Annotated in this window: 20 protein-coding genes and 2 pseudogenes; 1 reads left to right on the top strand and 21 read right to left on the bottom strand. The window is 32.5% G+C overall.

Annotation, left to right across the window (positions count from 1 at the left end):
- Positions 1-55: 55 nt before the first annotated feature.
- The 20 genes and pseudogenes from ACJDUG_RS15055 to ACJDUG_RS15150 form a co-directional block, all read right to left on the bottom strand.
- Positions 56-232: a flagellar basal body-associated FliL family protein gene (locus ACJDUG_RS15055; RefSeq protein ID WP_406770698.1), complete on the bottom strand. Its 177-nt coding sequence runs from the start codon at positions 230-232 to the stop codon at positions 56-58.
- Positions 233-547: 315 nt separating this feature from the next.
- Complete coding sequence (locus ACJDUG_RS15060) at positions 548-1,237, bottom strand: 4Fe-4S dicluster domain-containing protein (RefSeq protein ID WP_406770699.1); 690 nt, start codon at positions 1,235-1,237, stop codon at positions 548-550.
- Positions 1,238-1,819: 582 nt separating this feature from the next.
- Entirely contained in the window at positions 1,820-2,134 is a 315-nt protein-coding gene (locus tag ACJDUG_RS15065) for a tetratricopeptide repeat protein (protein ID WP_406770700.1), read from the bottom strand.
- Between the two features lie 21 nt (positions 2,135-2,155).
- Positions 2,156-2,278: a hypothetical protein gene (locus tag ACJDUG_RS15070; protein WP_406770701.1), complete on the bottom strand. Its 123-nt coding sequence runs from the start codon at positions 2,276-2,278 to the stop codon at positions 2,156-2,158.
- A gap of 35 nt (positions 2,279-2,313) precedes the next feature.
- Entirely contained in the window at positions 2,314-2,847 is a 534-nt protein-coding gene (locus ACJDUG_RS15075) for a hypothetical protein (RefSeq protein WP_406770702.1), read from the bottom strand.
- 98 nt (positions 2,848-2,945) lie between these two features.
- On the bottom strand, positions 2,946-3,728 hold the full coding sequence (locus ACJDUG_RS15080; RefSeq protein WP_406770703.1) for a class I SAM-dependent methyltransferase: 783 nt from the start codon (positions 3,726-3,728) through the stop codon (positions 2,946-2,948).
- A gap of 345 nt (positions 3,729-4,073) precedes the next feature.
- A complete protein-coding gene (locus tag ACJDUG_RS15085; protein WP_406770704.1) occupies positions 4,074-4,697 on the bottom strand; it encodes a CPBP family intramembrane glutamic endopeptidase in 624 nt (207 codons plus the stop codon).
- A gap of 112 nt (positions 4,698-4,809) precedes the next feature.
- Positions 4,810-5,460, bottom strand: coding sequence for a hypothetical protein (locus ACJDUG_RS15090; RefSeq protein ID WP_406770705.1), 651 nt, complete (start codon positions 5,458-5,460; stop codon positions 4,810-4,812).
- A gap of 260 nt (positions 5,461-5,720) precedes the next feature.
- Positions 5,721-6,242 carry a hypothetical protein gene (locus ACJDUG_RS15095; RefSeq protein ID WP_406770706.1) on the bottom strand — a complete coding sequence of 174 codons (522 nt, stop codon included), beginning with the start codon at positions 6,240-6,242 and terminating at the stop codon, positions 5,721-5,723.
- Between the two features lie 452 nt (positions 6,243-6,694).
- The gene (locus ACJDUG_RS15100) at positions 6,695-7,123 is read right to left on the bottom strand and encodes an OsmC family protein (protein WP_406770707.1); all 429 of its coding nucleotides are present in this window, start codon (positions 7,121-7,123) and stop codon (positions 6,695-6,697) included.
- A 137-nt stretch (positions 7,124-7,260) separates the two neighbouring features.
- Positions 7,261-7,836, bottom strand: coding sequence for a helix-turn-helix domain-containing protein (locus tag ACJDUG_RS15105; RefSeq protein ID WP_406770708.1), 576 nt, complete (start codon positions 7,834-7,836; stop codon positions 7,261-7,263).
- Between the two features lie 180 nt (positions 7,837-8,016).
- On the bottom strand, positions 8,017-8,451 hold the full coding sequence (locus ACJDUG_RS15110; RefSeq protein WP_406770709.1) for a hypothetical protein: 435 nt from the start codon (positions 8,449-8,451) through the stop codon (positions 8,017-8,019).
- A gap of 107 nt (positions 8,452-8,558) precedes the next feature.
- Positions 8,559-9,854, bottom strand: a complete 1,296-nt coding sequence (ltrA, locus tag ACJDUG_RS15115; protein WP_406770760.1) for a group II intron reverse transcriptase/maturase — start codon at positions 9,852-9,854, stop codon at positions 8,559-8,561.
- A gap of 783 nt (positions 9,855-10,637) precedes the next feature.
- Positions 10,638-10,919, bottom strand: coding sequence for an immunity protein Imm33 domain-containing protein (locus ACJDUG_RS15120; RefSeq protein ID WP_406770710.1), 282 nt, complete (start codon positions 10,917-10,919; stop codon positions 10,638-10,640).
- Positions 10,920-11,490: 571 nt separating this feature from the next.
- Positions 11,491-12,309 (bottom strand): tetratricopeptide repeat protein, encoded by an 819-nt coding sequence (locus tag ACJDUG_RS15125; RefSeq protein WP_406770711.1) that lies wholly within the window; start codon positions 12,307-12,309, stop codon positions 11,491-11,493.
- A 316-nt stretch (positions 12,310-12,625) separates the two neighbouring features.
- Positions 12,626-13,172: pseudogene (locus ACJDUG_RS15130) on the bottom strand (GNAT family N-acetyltransferase).
- Positions 13,173-13,656: 484 nt separating this feature from the next.
- Positions 13,657-13,917 (bottom strand): transporter, encoded by a 261-nt coding sequence (locus ACJDUG_RS15135; RefSeq protein ID WP_406770712.1) that lies wholly within the window; start codon positions 13,915-13,917, stop codon positions 13,657-13,659.
- 650 nt (positions 13,918-14,567) lie between these two features.
- Positions 14,568-14,933: a MazG nucleotide pyrophosphohydrolase domain-containing protein gene (locus tag ACJDUG_RS15140; RefSeq protein WP_406770713.1), complete on the bottom strand. Its 366-nt coding sequence runs from the start codon at positions 14,931-14,933 to the stop codon at positions 14,568-14,570.
- Positions 14,934-15,157: 224 nt separating this feature from the next.
- Positions 15,158-15,325, bottom strand: a pseudogene (locus ACJDUG_RS15145) (MerR family transcriptional regulator); the annotation flags it as partial.
- A gap of 272 nt (positions 15,326-15,597) precedes the next feature.
- On the bottom strand, positions 15,598-16,158 hold the full coding sequence (locus ACJDUG_RS15150) for a hypothetical protein (protein ID WP_406770714.1): 561 nt from the start codon (positions 16,156-16,158) through the stop codon (positions 15,598-15,600).
- 653 nt (positions 16,159-16,811) lie between these two features.
- On the opposite strand from ACJDUG_RS15150, the gene ACJDUG_RS15155 reads away from it, so the two are divergent.
- Entirely contained in the window at positions 16,812-17,723 is a 912-nt protein-coding gene (locus tag ACJDUG_RS15155) for a TraB/GumN family protein (protein ID WP_406770715.1), read from the top strand.
- A gap of 437 nt (positions 17,724-18,160) precedes the next feature.
- On the opposite strand, the gene ACJDUG_RS15160 is transcribed toward ACJDUG_RS15155, so the two are convergent.
- Complete coding sequence (locus tag ACJDUG_RS15160; protein ID WP_479723037.1) at positions 18,161-18,433, bottom strand: LbetaH domain-containing protein; 273 nt, start codon at positions 18,431-18,433, stop codon at positions 18,161-18,163.

Consider the following 18,433-nt stretch of genomic DNA (forward strand, 5'->3'; position numbering starts at 1 on the left):
GCATTGTAGACACGTCCTTCCTTTTCTATATTTTATTATGTTCGGATTTCTGTGTCTACATTATTATACTAACACCACCTTCATTAGATAAGGTTTTCTGAACAGTTTGCTTTTCTGAACTTGTTAATTCTTTCTTCTTGCTATCGGAACCATGTTGAATATAATAAGCTACACCTCCAACAAGCAGAACAATAGTTACGCTAACTGATACCCATATAAAAAGTTTTTTCATTATCTCGCCCCCTTATTAAATATAATAAATTATACGCTAAATTTACAAATGTAGGAGGTAATTTCAATTCGTGTTAAATTGTAAGTGTATCTCTATAAAATTAAATCTAAAAACCTTTAACGTTCCTAATTGCCGACGACGAGATACTTAGCTATCTCCTAGCTTAGTGTCACAGGTGTGTCTTGTCTCTCTTTTCAGGATAAGACGAACGGCAATTTTTTGCTAGTAGAAGTCCGGCAGAACTACAGTTGAAATTAATACTATCCCAACCTATCCAACAAATTTAAGATTTACTTTACCTATTAGCAAGCATGACTATTTATTAATATATCTTTGTGTATATGGACATACTTGTATACATTTTCCACATATGGTTGACTCAATTCCTATTTTTGCAGCTCGCAATCTTGCTTGCGTCCTACATAATACAGGATTAAAAAATTCATCTCTATCTTTTGTCACGTTCCATTGATCACCCGAAGCAGCATCTGCAGGGCAAGCATTTACACACACCATACAAGAATTGCATTTTGCACAGTTAATTGGGTCAGATATTTTAAGTGGCGCATTAGTAAGTATGGAAGAAATTCTTATTGCAGAACCATATTCTTCTGTTACTAGTAAAGCACATTTTCCAATCCAACCAATCCCTGCACGAGTTGCGAAACTCTTATGTGGTAAAAGCGTTCTATTATTGCCAAATTCTTTTACACTTGATGTTGTTTGTGCTAATGCCTTAAATCCTTTATTTTGCAAAAATGTCGCCCCTTTTATAACTAAATGATCTAGAAGAGAATTCAATCTTTTATATTCTAAATAATATTCCTCAGTAGGTCCATTCTCTATATTCTTAACTATACTGGGTGTCATGCTTACAACTACTGATACACCATACTTCATGTCACTGTCTTTATCTTTGACCAATTCACTAATGTCTCCAAATCCAACTAATGCCGCACCTTGTCCTAATAATAATTGTTTTAACTCTGCTCCTATCTTCTCCATAACTACCCCTCCCTCAAATACAGAACTTTTTACAATAGGATTTCCACTAACGTTTTATGATCTAGACACCGAGAAGCTTAGAGAGACTGCACTTGGCTTCGCAGGTGTGCTTTGCAGCCTTCTCATGCAAAGCTAACTTGAACATTTTGTGATGTTTTAGAACTATTAATATCTATATGCGTAGGCTTGCTCCAAAAATTTAAGAATAAGATTTACTTAAAACAAAAGAATTGTGTACTACACTCCATTAATAATTTCATTTAATTGAACTTGATGAATATATAGAATATACATCATTACTATGCCAAAGGTAATGAAAAAACTTAAGGATATAATTGTTTTTTTCTGTTTATTTAAATTTATACCATTATCAAGAATTCTCCTATTCAAAGTTCCTGTTAGAATTAATGATATAGTAAGCGGAGTTATTCTTTGATTTATTGAATAAATAAATCACACCCCCATTAATTAATGTTTTGATGTACCATAGATCACCATTACAATATATCCTTAATACGTACTCAAAAATACCTTAGCTCTAAAATCTCACATAACGTCTCGCATTCCTGCACCTCCTGAGGCTTAGATAGATCCTATCTTTGCCTCAGGAGGTTGTTTTGAAGCTTCCTCAAAATCTTTTTTCGCAAAGCATACTTTACCATAGGCATAATAAGTGCTTGCGTAATTTGAATTACAACTAATAGCTTGAGAAAGCAACCGGATTGCTCTTTTTTCACTACTCTCTCCGCATTCTTCTAGTAGAAAATAAGCCATGTCAGTAGCCCATAGAGAAAAACCTTCATCTGAAAAATTTGATTGGTTATGAACGTAGCATTGTTCTAATATTTCAACAGACTTTTCAGTATCCTCCCGCAACTCACAAGCTATCATAGCCATAAGACAATAGGCTTCTATATTTTATGGATTTGCAATTATCTCTGATTTAAGAATTTCCTTATACTTTTCAAAATATTGAGCTCTTTCATCAAAGTCAAGATTCATAACACTCTGAAGCTTTTTTATTCTTTCTTGTAGTTTCATCTATTCATCTCCATTGTACTATTAACATGAATTATTCATGCAAAATTTTCAAGCTCTTCTACTATACGCTCACTAAGCATATTCCAATTCCGTTTACTATGAATATAACCAATAATTGCTCCACTTACTATGACTCCAACCCCCATCTTAATTAATTCATATAAGTCCGTTTTTAATAAATGTACACTATCAAAAATGATACCTACAGATAATAGCATTATAGAAATTCCTATAATATTATTTATGAAGTAAACCCTTTTATATTTTTCTATTTCCACTTCTCTCAAATTATGAATCAAAGCATTGAATTTCCATATTATTTGCACACTTGCGTACGCATAAATTGTACCCAATAGCAGAGGTATTATTAAAAACACTAAAAAATATTGATATATAGTCAGCCTAATATTGCTAAAAAATAGTATAACTAGGTTTACTATTGTATTGAATATCGCAAAGACAAAAATAGTACCTATTGAAATATATGCAGTAGTCAAAACTCGCCCGCCTTCTTTTAATTCCGACCATTCTTCAAAAGATTTTATATCTTTAGAACCTATATAGTCCATTTATTCCACCTCAAATAACTTTGATAAAATATAATAATTGAAATTTATCTCCTTTAAAAATAATTTAGGAAACTGCATGTTATGCTCATAACAGGAAGTTATGGTTTTCTTGCAAGTTGTAAATCTATTGTATCGTATATAGTAATAATACCGCCGTTAGCATTAATAGCTTCTCTAATTTCATCAAAGAACTTAATTCTTGTCGTTTCTTCAATAATAATGTGGTCTGAATAGGTACCTAATAAAAACGTATACTCATCAGCTGTAAATGTTCTTGTTCTATGATAAAGTTTATAACTTATATCTATAAATCCATATTTGTTAGCTATTCCAGCTAAATTTTTGGCATTTTCCTTACTATATTCATCTCCACCTAATGAACCAGGCATATACTTTGCATATATTTTTTCAAATGCAATATGTATGTTATTGCGTTTCTTGTCTTTATATGGGTGATTAGCAAATCGCGCAAAAACACCACCACTTTTTAGCATATCAAATACTTTTGTATATCCTATATCTTCAGGAATCCAGTGAAAGGCAGATGCTGAGAAGATAAGGTCAAATGAATTAGTGGAGCACTCAAAATCTTGAAATGCCAAATTTTCAACATTAAATTTCTCATAATTTTTAAATTTATATTTTGAGAATTCTGCTAGATTGTAACCTAATTCAATTGCAGTTAAACTACAACCTGTTTCAAGTATAGGCAGTGTTGCTTGTCCAGTTCCTATTCCAACCTCAAGTACATTACTTGACGGATTTATTGCTTTTACATTAAAAATATCATCATATAGCACTTTAACATAAGAAGGACGCCACTTGTCGTATTCAGCGTAGACAGAGTTAAATGTGGTTTCTAAACCTTTAATTATGGACATTTTTTTAACCCTCCCATTATATAAATAGTCCCCTGGGCAAATTACGTTTTATTGCTTTTATAAATGATTCATATTTTACCCTTGATTAAATTAACAAAATACTGAGACTTTAAAGACCAGCCCCGATATTGCCATTTCCTATATCGTATCATGTTCAAGACGCCGAGAAGCTTAGAGTTACTGCACTTGGCCTCACAGGTGTGCTTTGCAGCCTTCTCATGCAAGGCGAACTTGAAAATTTTGTTCTAATGAGCCATGTTAAATATTTTCTTAAAGCGATAGTACTACCCCATAATTGATTATTCTATGTCATTTAAGAATACATTTCGTTACACCGTGTCTATACTATTTGTTTGATATTACTTTTTTGCTACTGTATTTTGAAAATACAATTGCTGATGTGTTAAACGCCATGTGTAAAAATATAGAGGGCAGTATTGATTTTGTCATTAGAACTATATTTGCAAAAAAACAGCCTCCTATAAATGCAAATAATACATATCTAATAACATCCTTCTTAAGTCCAAAGTACTGGAAATGCATAATGCCAAAGAACAATGCTGACAATACTACTGCATATTTATTACTTAGTCCCGCAATATTAATAAGAATTAAAAATATAACTCCGCGAAAGAGTATTTCCTCAAATATAGGGAATATAATACAAAAATTAAAATCATGCTTTCTATTTATTGTTTTATATCCTGAAAAACAACCTATAATACAAGCAAATACAGCTATTTTTAAAATTTCCATTACAATTTTTCCATTATATAAAAACTCAAACGATTCGTTTCTCAATAAACTATTAGGATAAATTAATGCTATAATCAAAATTGAAACTGCCCATATATAATTATAATACCTTTTAATAAATGTACTTACTTTTAATCTCATAAGTACCCTATAAAGAATGATATATAAGAAAGATAATATACAACATCCAATAATACTAATTATAGTTATCATCTAATCCCCCCTTAATCAAATATAAATTTAACTTCACAATATTCTACTAATGGAGCCTAACCCTTTCGTGACTCCATTTTGAAAAACCATTAAAAAATTCTCAAATCAACATTTACTTGTCTATCTTCTTAACATACATTGCTTTATGAAACTTTCCATCTTTATCTTCTACTGCAATAACTTTGTTAGAATTATTGCCTTGTAGAAGACTTATCTTTCCTCCGACTTTAAAGATTGACAAATCCCCCATATATCCAAGGGTTGTTATATCACCATTTTTAGCATTATTGTAGTCTATTCCCACCCTCTTAATTTGTCCAATCTCTTTAGTTAGATTTGCTTTTTCATTTTCTTCATCGAAATTACCAACAAAATCATATATTTTATTATCCCATACTATTCCTAATGAACTTCTTATTCTGTCTATTCTAAAATATTTACCGCTACTCATAATAGCAATTGCTTCCGTTGTTTCGATATTTTTTATACTGAAAATCTTATCACCCACAGCAAAATTACTGATATCATTGATTTCTCCATCTCTTTTAGGCATAGGTTGAACTTGTTTTGAAATTCTCCCTAACTCTGAATCTATAGATAATTCTTCGATAACAACCGAATTTCCAGGACTATAAAAGTCACTGTTCCACATAAGCGCTGCAACGTAGCTGCCTTGTTTAGATATTTTTGTAACTTCTCCAACTTTACTACAACCGGCAAGAAAAAGAAAAGATAAAATGATAACTATAGCTATTTTCCTCATAAATAATTTTTCCTCCTTAATATCTCTTTTACCTGCCTATGGATTTCCACTAACGTTTCGAATTTCCAATGCCGAGAAGCTTAGAAAGCTTAGCAGGTGTAGCTTAGCTATCTTTTCAAGCCAAGCTGAACGGAAATTTTTTGTTATATGTTGCTTTGGTACTGCACTTTATATAAATTCTGTTTTAATTAAATTTAAATTAGTTTTACTTTTCAAAAGAATATTGTGAGCTAAATTTTTATATTTATCGAGTTAACAAATTACTTGAAAATATCCTTATAACCACTATCAATTAGTTCCTTTATTTCTGGGGATAATACTCTAAAAGATTCTATGTTTGAATTTATACTAATTGTAACTTCATTTGGAATATCAAACTGGGATATTTCAGTTGAACCATCTGACAGTTTAGTAACTTTCCCTTCCACAGCAGACTTTATTTGAATAATCGAACCATCTTTAAGTTCTAAAACAAGAAATGTAGGCGAGCCACCCTTGTTAACAACCTTTTCATCTGCATTTCCTTGAAATTTAGCAGAGTTTAACTGACTTATAACATCTTTAAGAATTTTAATTTGGCTAGGGCTATTAAAATCAAAGGAATATTTCTTAATTGGACTTGATCCAGTTCTTGCTAATTCAATTCTTGCTGATTTTATATTATCAAATTCAAGTGTCTTTATGGTATTAGGAAGTTTTGCTAAAATTCCTCTAGAGCATCCGGCCATAAAGACTATAGCGAGTATTAAGTTAACAACTAAAATCTTAATGAGCTTATTCATATAAATTACCATCCTTCTAATATTCACTTTATATTTCTATACGAGTCTTAAAGATGAAAGTTTTAATATCATTTACAATTACGTTATAAAAAATAATATAAAAAAACTTTGAATTGGCATTCTGCTTATAAAAAATTACATATAACGTCTCGTGTTGCCGACATTCCTGAACCGGGCCCAGAGGAATACCTCTTGGCTGCACTTACGCTTGTGAAGGAATGTGCCTTGGAACCTCACCTATATAACCTATATATAGATTATAAACCATAAATTTACACATATCTATATTAAAAAATCCACCTACCAAGGCGGACGGCAAAACTTTGTTAGTTGATGTTCTAGGTCTTTTACTATCTAAATCCGTAGGATTTTTCCCAAAGAATTTCTTATAATGTAGTTTACAATATAAGAAAAAACATATTACTCTTTATGAAATGTACAATCTCTATTCTTTATTGGCATATTATCTTATACTCACATTTTATATCAACATTATTTTTTACCATGTTCCAAACTGGGCACATAGATTCTTTCGACAGTTTTATAGCCTTTTCCATATCATCAGGCTGCACATCCTTTGATTCAAGTTCAAAGCTTAGTAGTATACTTTTAAAATATGTGGGATTAATATCTCGTCTATCGCCTGAAGCAATTACTTTTAGTCCCAATACATCCTTATGCATCTTTCTAAGCAATATAACTATAGTCATTCCACTGCAGGATGCCAAGCTTAATAGAAACAGCTCAAGTGGAGTATGTCCATTATCATCACCTATAGGCGACGTATAATCTATCGTTATCTCATCATTATCACGTGATACCCCTGAAAATTTCACCTTGTCATTTATCAGATCTGCTGTTACTATCAAATTATTGCTCACAATAAAACCTCCTAAAATTTTGTTTATGTTATTTGAAAATACTTCATAATATTTTACATGTCAGAGCCCATTCATATAACTATTTACATAATGTAAAATATGAAAATGGCAAGTAAAATTAGCTATTTGAATTGGAATTAAAAAAATACACTGTACATGATTACCGCAACTGCAATCGTCAATAAACCTGCACCTATTGCTAACAACAATTTCTGATATGGTCGCTTCCCATACTCACGATTCTTTTCAATTTCATTGAGATTTCTTCCTTCTGAAAAAGCTATGATTTCTTTGTAAGTCTGGATATCAAAACTCTTTTTGTGCTTTTCGACCCGTATTGCATAATATATTGTGATAATAGCAATAAGAACCCAAACAATAGCGCCAGTATACCCCAGAAACTTCACAAGTGGAACTGGTAATACAATCATGCTTAACATTAGGACACTAAAGGTGGTGCTATCACGCTTAAAGCTTGCTTTGTCTTCGGTTTTGATTTTTGCTTTCATTTTCTCAAGATCTCCTTTAATTAATATGTCAAGAGAAACACAAAAAAGAGAACTTAATAATACTAAGCTTTTCACATCTGGGTAGTTTTTATTATTTTCCCAATTTGAAATTGTTTGACGAGATACAAATATTCTTTCAGCTAATTCATCCTGTGAAAGCTCCATTTCAGCCCTATATTTTTTTATTTGTTTTCCAATCTCCATAATAGTGCCCTCCTGCACTTTCAGTGTATAACCTCAAATGAATTTTCGCCATCAAAGGTGTTTGATATTACCGTCTTTTCGCGTGTCAAAAGCGTTTGACACTCAATAAATGCTATATGTTTGCATTCATAAATTATAAATAATCCGCAATTCAAAACTACCCGATAGAATTGGAATTTGTCATTCCTTATAATACTGAAACATCCTTTGATAAAGTTCTCTTGTTTGCTCTTCATCTCCCCACGACAAAGGATCATCCGCATAACACAAAGTCCAAAATGGTTCTTTATTTTCAATTTCAGATGGCAACACTCTCCATATTAAGTACATTTTTGAGCCAAAAAATCGTATATCCATATCATCTTGATAATAAATTTCTTCTAACTTACTCATCAAAAACCTACCAAAGGTATCATAATCAACATTATTCTCTAAAAAGTAGTCAAAAATAATTTTAATTGAACCTTCTATATCTTTAGTTCTCCACTCCAATTCTAAAAGCAAAGCATTATCAGGTTGTTCTAAAAAATGCGCATCAAGATTTTTTTTATATTCTGCATCCGATACCAATCTCACATATAACAAAATAGCATATGATAATAATATTTCAGCCATAATACCTCCTCCACAGTCGAGTAGACTTACACCTTACAATGCAAGCCCCTCACAGAATCCGTACGTGCGGCTTTCCCGCATACGGCTCCTCATAATAACATTCACAGTTAAAACAATTTACAATATATCTTTGGTTTCGCTAAAGAATAATATTTCAGCATTTCTGTATATCCATCCCAGTTGTAGCTTTTCATATCGCTTCGCCGATTAAGTGTCTTACATAAAAATTGCTGTACCCTATGCAGAAAGTTTGTTATCCTCTTGCCATTGAAAGATACACCATAGTACCTATAATGTCCAACCAGTTTGAGATTTAATGCCTTTATCATTTCCTTAACTGGCACTGTCCTATTATCGTAAAGCCACTTTTTGGTGTCTTTCAGCTTTTGTCTAAATTTCTTACTGCTTGTTTGTAGCATGACACATGGATACCCTCTGCGACTTTTCCCGCAGTAAAACGTAAAACCTAAGAAATCAAATGTTTCTGGTTTACCTTCTCCCCGTGCTTTCCGGTTACTTTCTGCAAATTTACCGAACTCCAGTAATCTGCTTTTGCTAATCTCTAGCTCTAGATTGAACTTCCCCATTCTTTTCTTGAGTTCATCGTAATATTTCTCAGCTTCCCATTTATACTGGAACCCTGCTATAAAATCATCTGCATAGACCGTCAAAAAGTTATCTCCCTTTATATCTTTTGCCATAACAACCTTATACCACAACATCAGAGCGTTATGCATATAAATATTAGCTATTATTGGGCTTATAATATTTCCTTGGGCAGAGCCACCTGTACTTTCATCAAATACTCCGTCAGTTACTACTCCAGCTTTCAAGTATTTCTTAATCAGCCATAGGAAATTTGGGTCTTTTATGTATACTCCCAAGAATTTCATTATCCATTCATGACTCATGTTATCAAAGAAACCTTTGATATCCGCATCAACAATGTAGTTTATCTTTCCATTATACATTCTACTGTAAACTTCTTTAATAGCAGAATGACAGCCTCGTCTCGGTCTGAAACCATGCATATTACTCAAAAATCTTGGTTCATAGATTGCTTCCAGTATCTTCTTTACTGCTAGTTGTACCATCTTATCTTCATATGATGCAATTCCTAATGGTCTCACTTTGCCATTACCTTTCGGTATGAATACTCTCAATGATGGTAAAGGTTTGTATGCCTTGTTCTTTAATCGTTCTACTAAATTAGATATATTTTCTTCTAGATTTACTTCGTATTCTGCTTTTGTAACTCTATCGATGCCAACTGCCTTCTTTCCGTCTAGCTCTATGTGGCACTTTCTTAACATATCTTCATTAATATGATGATAGAGTGAGGTGAATTCTGGTTTTCTCGTCTTTACTGATATTTCTGCTATTCTTCCTAATTTTGTTTCCATCATTTCTCCTGCCCCTGAGTACAGATGATGTGTCCTCAGAAAGATTGTTATTATGTAGTCCCCTTCCCTCCACTGGCATTACCCAGTCTCGCCGGTACTATGAGACTATCCGACTGCCTGTCATTCATTTGACATTCTCCGTTTTATTGTTGTTTGTCATACTTATTGCTAAGAAACAACAGGCTCTCCCCAGTTGATAATTAACCATAGTGTAAAGCATGATTGGCCCTTTGACCCGGCAGTGCCACATAGTTCTTGCCATTATGACCTATGTGATGTTGTTTTCCGCAGTAATTAATACGTCAACCATCTGGATGAACAAAATTTCGAGGCTCAATAGCATTTCAACCCTACTTTCTCGCTGTCTACGCTTAGCTACCACCATTACTGATGACAACTCAAGACTCGCTACTGCTGGTTGGCTAGACCTTATTCAGACAGGATTTCCACCTGTTAGGTTAATTACCCTTTGCTGGGCGCACAATTACTATTTATCGCATTTTAATAATTAATATTTTTAATATTTTCCCTTGATGTAATACTAATCAATTTTGGTGAAGTATGACAAAATACTGAAACTTCAAAGAACAGCCCCGATATTGCCATTTCCTATAACGTACCTAACTCCCGACGTTCTTGAGCCTTAGATAACTCCTATCTTAGTCTGAGGAGGTGGCTTTGGCGCTCTTCTCAAGCCAAAGCGGACTGGAATGTTTTGTTAGTCTATGGACCTCGTTTACTTTTCATATTGGATTTCAAAAAATGAAATCATTAAGTAAACCCTTATTTGTTTTTCCTTACTATCCATTCATCATGTTTGCTTTCTCTTTCCGCAATGTAACCAAGAGGTAAGTTTGCCAGCAAGCCAATAGAAGGGTCAATTGTATAAATGTATTTTAAACTAACAAGCATTGCATCTTCTACTTTCGTTTCATCACCAGAGTGAAATTGCCATCCTCCATCATCTTCATCATGTGAAACGTACAGTATATCTTTTCTGTTCTTTATGATATGTGTTGAAGTAAAAACAGCTACGTTTTCAGGATCTTCAAAGGGCCAGTCCATGGTTTCATCTCTCCCGTCTATATGATTAATAATATTATAGAGTTCCATTGGGCTCATTCTCTTGATTTTGTCTTCTACTTTTCTATTGTATCCGCGATCATTGGAATCTAGAGTATTTTTTCTCTTCCATCGATATTGGTTAATGAACGCTCCAAATTCCTTTCTAATTTTTTTGAATTATATGCCATAATGCCTCCATCTATTGATTTAGCACGAATCTCTTAAAAACTAGTGAGCTTGGGATAGTTACATTGTCTTTCGACTAACGTTTCGAATTTCCGACGCCGAGAAGCTTAGAAACTCTTTTCTTAGCTTCGCAGGTGTAGCTTGGCTGTCTTTTCAAGCCAAACTGAACGGAAATTTTTTTTTATATGTAGTTTTAACAACTGCGCTTTGAGCAAATCCTTTTTTTAATTAGTTAAACAAAGTTTAAATATTACGCTTAAAGATAAGAAATTTCTTAATGAACTTCATATTTTATATAACAAATTTACTCTAACCTGTTCCCACACTTAACTATCTATCCCTATTATTTTTTTACTTTTAGATTAATCTAAAATATTCTGATTAATTATTTCTTCTTTAATCTTGTTAATGCGTTTTTTGCATCTGTATAAGTAGGCTCAATATTAAGAGCACTCTCATAATCTTGTATAGCCTTGCTCTTCTGACCAATTCTTTCATAGATATATCCTCTCCAATAGTATGAAGCTGCAAAGTTAGGAGAAAGTTCTATGGATTTATTAAAATCAGATAATGACTCAGAATTCTTTTTCAAGGCTCCATAGGATATTGCTCTTAAATAATAGGCCATACTGTTTTCGGGAGTTAATTCAATTGTTTTAGTAAAATCATTAATTGAATCTAGAATTTTACCTTGTTTTTGATATGCCCATCCTCTATTCAAATATGCAATGTCAAATTTCGAATCGAGTGCAATAGCTTTACTACTATTCTTTATCGCTTCATCAGCGTTGCCTTGATCTAGATTACATTGGCTAAGAAAGGAGTATGCATCAGGATAGTCTGGCTTAAGTTCTATAGATTTTCTAAAGTCGCAAATAGCATTTGTATAATTACCAATGTTTAAATAGGCTGCGCCACGAAAACAATAAGCTCCATAGTCCTTGGGATTTGATTTTACTAATGAATCAAAGTATTTTATTGCACCAGTACTATCGTTGTTTGTTGAAAAATTATTGTACTTTTCTATATAACTTGGCAAGTCGATTTTCAAATTATTAGCTTCTGAGGTTTGAGCATTATTTGAGTTGGCATTAGCTGGAGCAGTCTCACTTTCTTTACTATTACTACTGCAACCAGCAACACTAAAAGTTGATGCCATTGTAAGTGAAAGAATAATAACCCACCTTTTATATCTAGTAATCATGATTGATATCCCCCTATATCACTAAAAAAATTTTTATTACACTATATTTATAATTTATAATAATATAACTATAAAAATCTATGAAATAGCACTATGTTATTCGAAAATTACATATAACGTTTCGTGTTCAAGATGGCGAGAGCCTTAGATACTTCTTATCTTAGGCTCACAGGTGTGCTTTGCAGTCTTCTCATGCAAAGCGAACTTGAATATATTGTTATACGTAGTTTTCACCTCTAAACTTTGGCCTATGTCTTCTATTTCCATCTACACTTACTTAAATATTACAGGATACTTTTTGATAAAAAAATTAATATTATACTAATTTTGCATGTTCAGTCTTATAGTCTTCCTTTTCCATCAAATATGAAGGGTGATATAGTCCTGTAGATTCATAATATTCATCATGTGTATAAATAAATCCAAGTTTCTTAAGCAAATTAGCAGATGCTAAATTTTTAGGATTGTGTCCTGCAAAAATCGCATTTACTTTAAGAGTTACAAATGCATGCTCAATAACCGCCAAACATGCTTCTAGCAAATCCTTTTCCCCAATACTTATCTTTCAAATGTATTCCTAATTCAAGAATATTGTTTTCAGAATCATATGGTCGTAAACCACAGCACCCTATATTCTTATTGATATCTATGCAGTAAATAGGCCAATATTGAATATTGTGATTATTAAATGTTTCTATTTCCTTTTTAAGTCTTTGCTGTATTTGTTCTTTTGACATTCTACCTTCAGATGAAATATACTTTGTTACTTCTGAGTTACCCCAAAGTTCTAGAGCATCAAGAATATCCTTTTCACTCCATACTGAAAATCCTAATCTCTTTGTTTTTAGAAAAAACTCTCTCATCATTTACTCTCCAGTTAATATTAAAAAAATTCCTAAAACTTTTTTTATATCACTTTGTTACAAAAATTACGTATAACGTTTCGTGTTGCCGACGTTCCTGAACCGGACCCCATAGGAATACCCCTTGGCTGCGCTTGCGCCGGTAAAGGACTGCGCCTTGGTAAGCCACCTGTCTTTAACCTTTATATAGATTATAAACCATAAATTTACACATATCTATATAAAAAAATCCACCTTCCAAGGCGGACGGCAAAATTTTGTTATCTGATGAGCTATGTTATGACTTTCTTCATGCAAAAAGATTTCCAAATAAACAATTACTTAAAATCATCATAAAAGAAAATAACGACCTAAAATAGCCGTTATCACTTTATCATTTTCTCATAAATGCGCTTCTATTACTACCCATGAAGTATTCAAAAGCCCCTCAATGCAATTAACTACATCAGGGGCTTTTTCAAAAATTACTTATTTAAAAAGAACTTTAGTAAAGGGTAGGAACCGGATAGCATGCAACTTGATCAATAAACTCTGGATCAAATCCATAGAACGTCCAATTTTGTCCAGTCCATATATAACCCGAAACTTCTCCATATTCTATTCTTGTTGGATAAAACCAAAAAGGTTTCCCCCTTTTGGGCCATACATACGTATATGAGTTTACGCAGTCAATGATATATGAAACTCTTGGTTTTTTAGGGATATTTGTTGGCGGTGGAGAATTCGGTGGTCCGAATTGTCTCATATGTTTTCACTCCTTTTAAAAATCCTATCTGATTATTATATGAGTGAAGTCATTCTGTTGTTCATATATATTATAATAGCTCATGCAAAAGTGTATCTAATCTTTGCAATATGAGTGCGTCACAATAACTTACCAATCTGACATAAGAAGTTTCCTATATTACGTTGATATATTTTAATAAACATAGCTTTTCAGATAACGTCTCGTGATGCCGACGTTCCTGAACCGTACCCCAGAGGAATACCCCTTAGCTACGCTTGCGCCGGTGAAGGAATGTGCCTTGGCTAGTCATCCATTTTCATTCTATATATAGATTATAAACCATATTCTTACACTGTTCTATATAAAAAAATCCACCTGTCAAGGCGGACGGCAAAATTTTGTTATGTGATGTTTTAGAGCTTTTACTATTTATATAGCGTAGTCTTGCACCATAAAAATTATATTTTGTATTTGGGAATAAAAGAAAATTATAAATTTTTATTTATATATATTCTTAATGCTTTAATTAGAAGATAAATTAAACAAATTACTACCACGATCGGTATAATCATAATAAGTAACAACAAAGATACCTTGGTCAATAAATTCCCATCCCCTTTTAATAAGTTCAACTTACTTTATTACTCCGTTGCAATATAAACTATACCTTACTTAAAGTTTTTATATTGCTCTTCATAATCTCTATTCATGTTTTTCAGAAATTTCTTTAGATAAATTTTAGAAAACTCTTCAGATGAAATGTTAAATCTATTTAGTACATCCATAAAATACATTAAGACATCCCCTAATTCCTCAACAAAATGCTCTCTAACATCTGGATTGTCCATAATTTCTGTCTCACCTTTTTTCTTTATGATTGAAATAGACTCTCCAATTTCTTCAATCATGTAAAGAATAAATGATTTTGCATATTCTGGCTTCATAGGCGACCATGAATCACTATGTTTTTCCCATAAGTCATACGATAACTTTAACATCTCTGATACTTTTAAATCATTTTCTTTAGTACCCATTTGTTTTTCCCTCCTTGCTTCATAATAACTTGAAATTTCGATATATTGTTTACATAAATAATTCCTAAATACGTAAACATAAACTCCCTTAGCTCTAAAATTTCACATAACGTCTCGTGTTGCCGACGTTCCTAAACCGGGCCCCAGAGGAATACCCCTTGGCTGCGCTTGCGCCGGTGAAGGAATGTACCTTGGCTAGCTACCTGTCATTAACCTTTATATACAATGAATTTTAAAGTAGTAATCTGCTGAAGTTTTAAAAAATCCTCTTCACAATAAACTCTGTAACCAGAGTCGCTCTTAGATGAAGGTTTAAGTAAACCAATCTTATCATAATGAAGTAATGTTTTTATTGATATACCTGCTCTTTTTGAAAACTCACTTATCTTCAAGATACCGCCCCTTTTAGAGCTATTGTAATATCCTACCTTAGGTCAGGGTCAATATATATTAAATATATTAATATTAGCAAAATAATACTTATAATAGTCAAGTAAAAACAAACAGAAGCTCCAAAGAACGACCCCGATATTGCCATTTCCTATACCGTCTCTTGTTCAAGACACCGAGAAGCCTAGAGCGACTGCACTTGGCTTCACAGGTGTGCTTTGCAGTCTTTTCATGGAAAGCGAACTTGAACATATTGTTATAGGTTGCGGCAACCTTAATTCTCATTTTTTAAATTTTCACTACATCTTTTTAAAAAGCCTAGTATGACTAATGTAAGTATAATTGCTATTATAAAAAGTACGATAATATAAACTACGGCTAATGGAGGTATGAAAATTAAGATATATGAAAACAATACTGCAATCTGAAACATCTTGTATTGATTCCATCTTTCATTAGACTCTTTCATTAAATCAAATTCTTCTCGTTTCTCCGCCATATCCTTAATTCCCATAAATAAATTAAATACAATTAATAAATTTAGCACAAAAGATGCAATTCCAATAGGGATACTAAATATCCCCAATGGGCCTAAATTAATACCTCCACCTTGGGCAGGAGTTTGGTAAATTGAAAATATTGATAATATTATCATGGGAATATTATATTTTGCAGCTATACTAAAATAGCTACTACTTGAAGCAAGCTCAACAAACCCGGAAGCAAAGAATAAATAGCCAACTATATCTGGTAAAATATCAAAGCCTTGAATTCTGAAACTGAGCATTATAAATATAAATCCCCAATACAATTTATTTATCCCACTTTCATTCATACAATTACCCCCTTATATTGAATTAACTTGTATTATTTTACTGTTTCCTGTAACTATTCTCTCAAAAGGTTTCAGAGAACAGCCCCGTAATTGCCATTTCCTATAACGTTTCGTGTTGCCGATGTTCCTGAACCGGACCCAAGAGGAATACCCCTTATCTGCGCTTGCGCCGGTGAAGGAATGTGCCTTGGTTAGCCACCTATCTTAAACCTATATATAGATTATAAACCATAAATTTACACATATCTATATTAAAAAATCCACCTACCAAGTCGGACGGCAACATTTTGTTATGTGAAGTTTTAGAGCTTTTATTATCTATATGCGTAGATTTACCAGAAAATTATATTATGTGTTTCTTAATATAAGAAAAAGGCGAAGTAACTATAGAAATTGATAATACGAATAATGTTCTTTGAAAATTAAATTATGCGGTGAAAAAATAGTATGAAGAACCTCTGCAATCTATAAGATTTATGGGGATTATTTACCATTAAATGATATAATTAGAAGTAGTTGAGACATAATAGTATTTTTCCGCGAAGGAGATGATTGAATTTATGCTAATACATGTTGGTACTAAGAAATATGAAGGAACATTGCGTCATTTTTTTATCAGGATGGAGAATAGTATAAAGGGGAGTGGAACAAATATGAGGAAAATAACAAAAAAAACAGGAATATTTCTGATAATCCTTTCAATGTTCTTAAGTGTTTCTGCTGGAGGTTGTAAGCAAGAAAAAAAATATGGTGATGTAAAAGGGATGTTCTGGGAAGTGAAAAAGGGGAATTCTACGGTGTATATATTGGGAACAGACCACGTAGGAGAAAAAAAATTTTTCCCAATGGCACAGGTAGTAGAGGATGCCTTTGACAGCTCAAATATAGTGGTTGGGGAAATTGATAGCACTGATACTGCTGAAATGTCATCGGCTAAAACTTTGATGGAATACTCAAATAGTGAAACTGCAATGGATCATTTGTCACCAGCTGGTAAGGAAAAGATGAACAAGTTGTGCAAAGAATTAAACTTAAACCCTGAAACACTATTAAATGAAAAGATTTATGCTATAGGCTTAACAATTCAATTGATGCAGTCTATGAGTACAGGTTTTGATCCAGCTTACGGTATAGATAATCATTATCTCTTTAAGGCTAAAGACAATGGTAAAAAAATAGAAGAGATGGAGAGCGTAAAATTTCAATTTGATATTCTAAATAGTTTTTCTGATAAAGAGCAGGAGAATGAATTTTTACTAAACGTGGGCACAATTGAGGAAACTAAAAAGTTGAATGATGATATATTTAAAGCTTATAAAGCTGGCGATGAAGAAAAACTTAAAGAGCTGGCATTTGGAGACAAAAACTCTGCTATTGGAGACAAAAATTCTAACATTTATAAGAAATGGGTTTTAGAAAGGAATATAGGTATGGCTAATAAAATAGAAGAATACCTTAAAACAAATAATACTTACTTTGTAATGGCGGGAACATTTCATTTTGTAGGCGATGATAGTGTCATTAAAATGCTGAGAGATAAAGGTTATACTGTTGAAAAGAAGTAGTAAAAAAGTACATTTTATGTATGTGTCAAAATCTTATAAGTCTGAGGGAACATTAGGAGATTTAATAAACATTAGTTACTTATCATTTATTTATGCCGTGTTCTTAAATATTTGATATACTCTTGTTGAGACACTTTCAACATTCCTTTCATCCCCCTCGTTGTTTCTCGACAACTCAACGATATAGGGTTTTTAGTTTGTTGGCAAGTGTCTTTATTTATAGCTGTTAATCTGTGCACTTTTAAGCAGCTAAACTCTGCACTTCTATTATGCTATAAACAACATTTTGTTATCTGTAGTTTTAGGTCTTTTATTATCTATGGTCGTATTACTTTCCCCCAAAAATCGCTTTTCTTTATTTTACAATATAAGAAAAATCCGAATTAAGATACAGTAAAATTCCTTCTAAAATAATTCGATATTCTGGTTCCTTCACTTTATCTTCGCTCTACAATTTCTCCATTATTTTTCAAAATACTCTTCTGTGGAATATAACCTCTTACAGAACTTAATGGATAAACAATACTATCTTTTCCTATTATTGTCCCTGGGTTTAAAACCGAATTACATCCTACTTCTGATAAATCGCCAACAATTGCACCAAATTTCCTTAAACCAGTTTCAATAATATCTGAACCATATTTTACTTTCACCAATGCTCCATCGGACTTTAAATTGGAGGTTATCCCCTTCAAATATGGCTCTTGCAT

It is taken from the genome of Candidatus Clostridium stratigraminis, from assembly GCF_045310675.1.
Lineage (GTDB): Bacteria > Bacillota > Clostridia > Clostridiales > Clostridiaceae > Clostridium_AT > Clostridium_AT stratigraminis.

Coding starts and splice junctions, on each gene's coding strand:
- ACJDUG_RS15055 (WP_406770698.1), bottom strand. CDS start 232: ATGAAAAAACTTTTTATATGGGTATCAGTTAGCGTAACTATTGTTCTG.
- ACJDUG_RS15060 (WP_406770699.1), bottom strand. CDS start 1,237: ATGGAGAAGATAGGAGCAGAGTTAAAACAATTATTATTAGGACAAGGT.
- ACJDUG_RS15065 (WP_406770700.1), bottom strand. CDS start 2,134: ATGGCTATGATAGCTTGTGAGTTGCGGGAGGATACTGAAAAGTCTGTT.
- ACJDUG_RS15070 (WP_406770701.1), bottom strand. CDS start 2,278: ATGAAACTACAAGAAAGAATAAAAAAGCTTCAGAGTGTTATGAATCTT.
- ACJDUG_RS15075 (WP_406770702.1), bottom strand. CDS start 2,847: ATGGACTATATAGGTTCTAAAGATATAAAATCTTTTGAAGAATGGTCG.
- ACJDUG_RS15080 (WP_406770703.1), bottom strand. CDS start 3,728: ATGTCCATAATTAAAGGTTTAGAAACCACATTTAACTCTGTCTACGCT.
- ACJDUG_RS15085 (WP_406770704.1), bottom strand. CDS start 4,697: ATGATAACTATAATTAGTATTATTGGATGTTGTATATTATCTTTCTTA.
- ACJDUG_RS15090 (WP_406770705.1), bottom strand. CDS start 5,460: ATGAGGAAAATAGCTATAGTTATCATTTTATCTTTTCTTTTTCTTGCC.
- ACJDUG_RS15095 (WP_406770706.1), bottom strand. CDS start 6,242: ATGAATAAGCTCATTAAGATTTTAGTTGTTAACTTAATACTCGCTATA.
- ACJDUG_RS15105 (WP_406770708.1), bottom strand. CDS start 7,836: ATGGAGATTGGAAAACAAATAAAAAAATATAGGGCTGAAATGGAGCTT.
- ACJDUG_RS15110 (WP_406770709.1), bottom strand. CDS start 8,451: ATGGCTGAAATATTATTATCATATGCTATTTTGTTATATGTGAGATTG.
- ltrA (WP_406770760.1), bottom strand. CDS start 9,854: ATGGAAACAAAATTAGGAAGAATAGCAGAAATATCAGTAAAGACGAGA.
- ACJDUG_RS15120 (WP_406770710.1), bottom strand. CDS start 10,919: ATGGACTGGCCCTTTGAAGATCCTGAAAACGTAGCTGTTTTTACTTCA.
- ACJDUG_RS15125 (WP_406770711.1), bottom strand. CDS start 12,309: ATGATTACTAGATATAAAAGGTGGGTTATTATTCTTTCACTTACAATG.
- ACJDUG_RS15135 (WP_406770712.1), bottom strand. CDS start 13,917: ATGAGACAATTCGGACCACCGAATTCTCCACCGCCAACAAATATCCCT.
- ACJDUG_RS15140 (WP_406770713.1), bottom strand. CDS start 14,933: ATGGGTACTAAAGAAAATGATTTAAAAGTATCAGAGATGTTAAAGTTA.
- ACJDUG_RS15150 (WP_406770714.1), bottom strand. CDS start 16,158: ATGAATGAAAGTGGGATAAATAAATTGTATTGGGGATTTATATTTATA.
- ACJDUG_RS15155 (WP_406770715.1), top strand. CDS start 16,812: ATGAGGAAAATAACAAAAAAAACAGGAATATTTCTGATAATCCTTTCA.
- ACJDUG_RS15160 (WP_479723037.1), bottom strand. CDS start 18,433: ATGCAAGAGCCATATTTGAAGGGGATAACCTCCAATTTAAAGTCCGAT.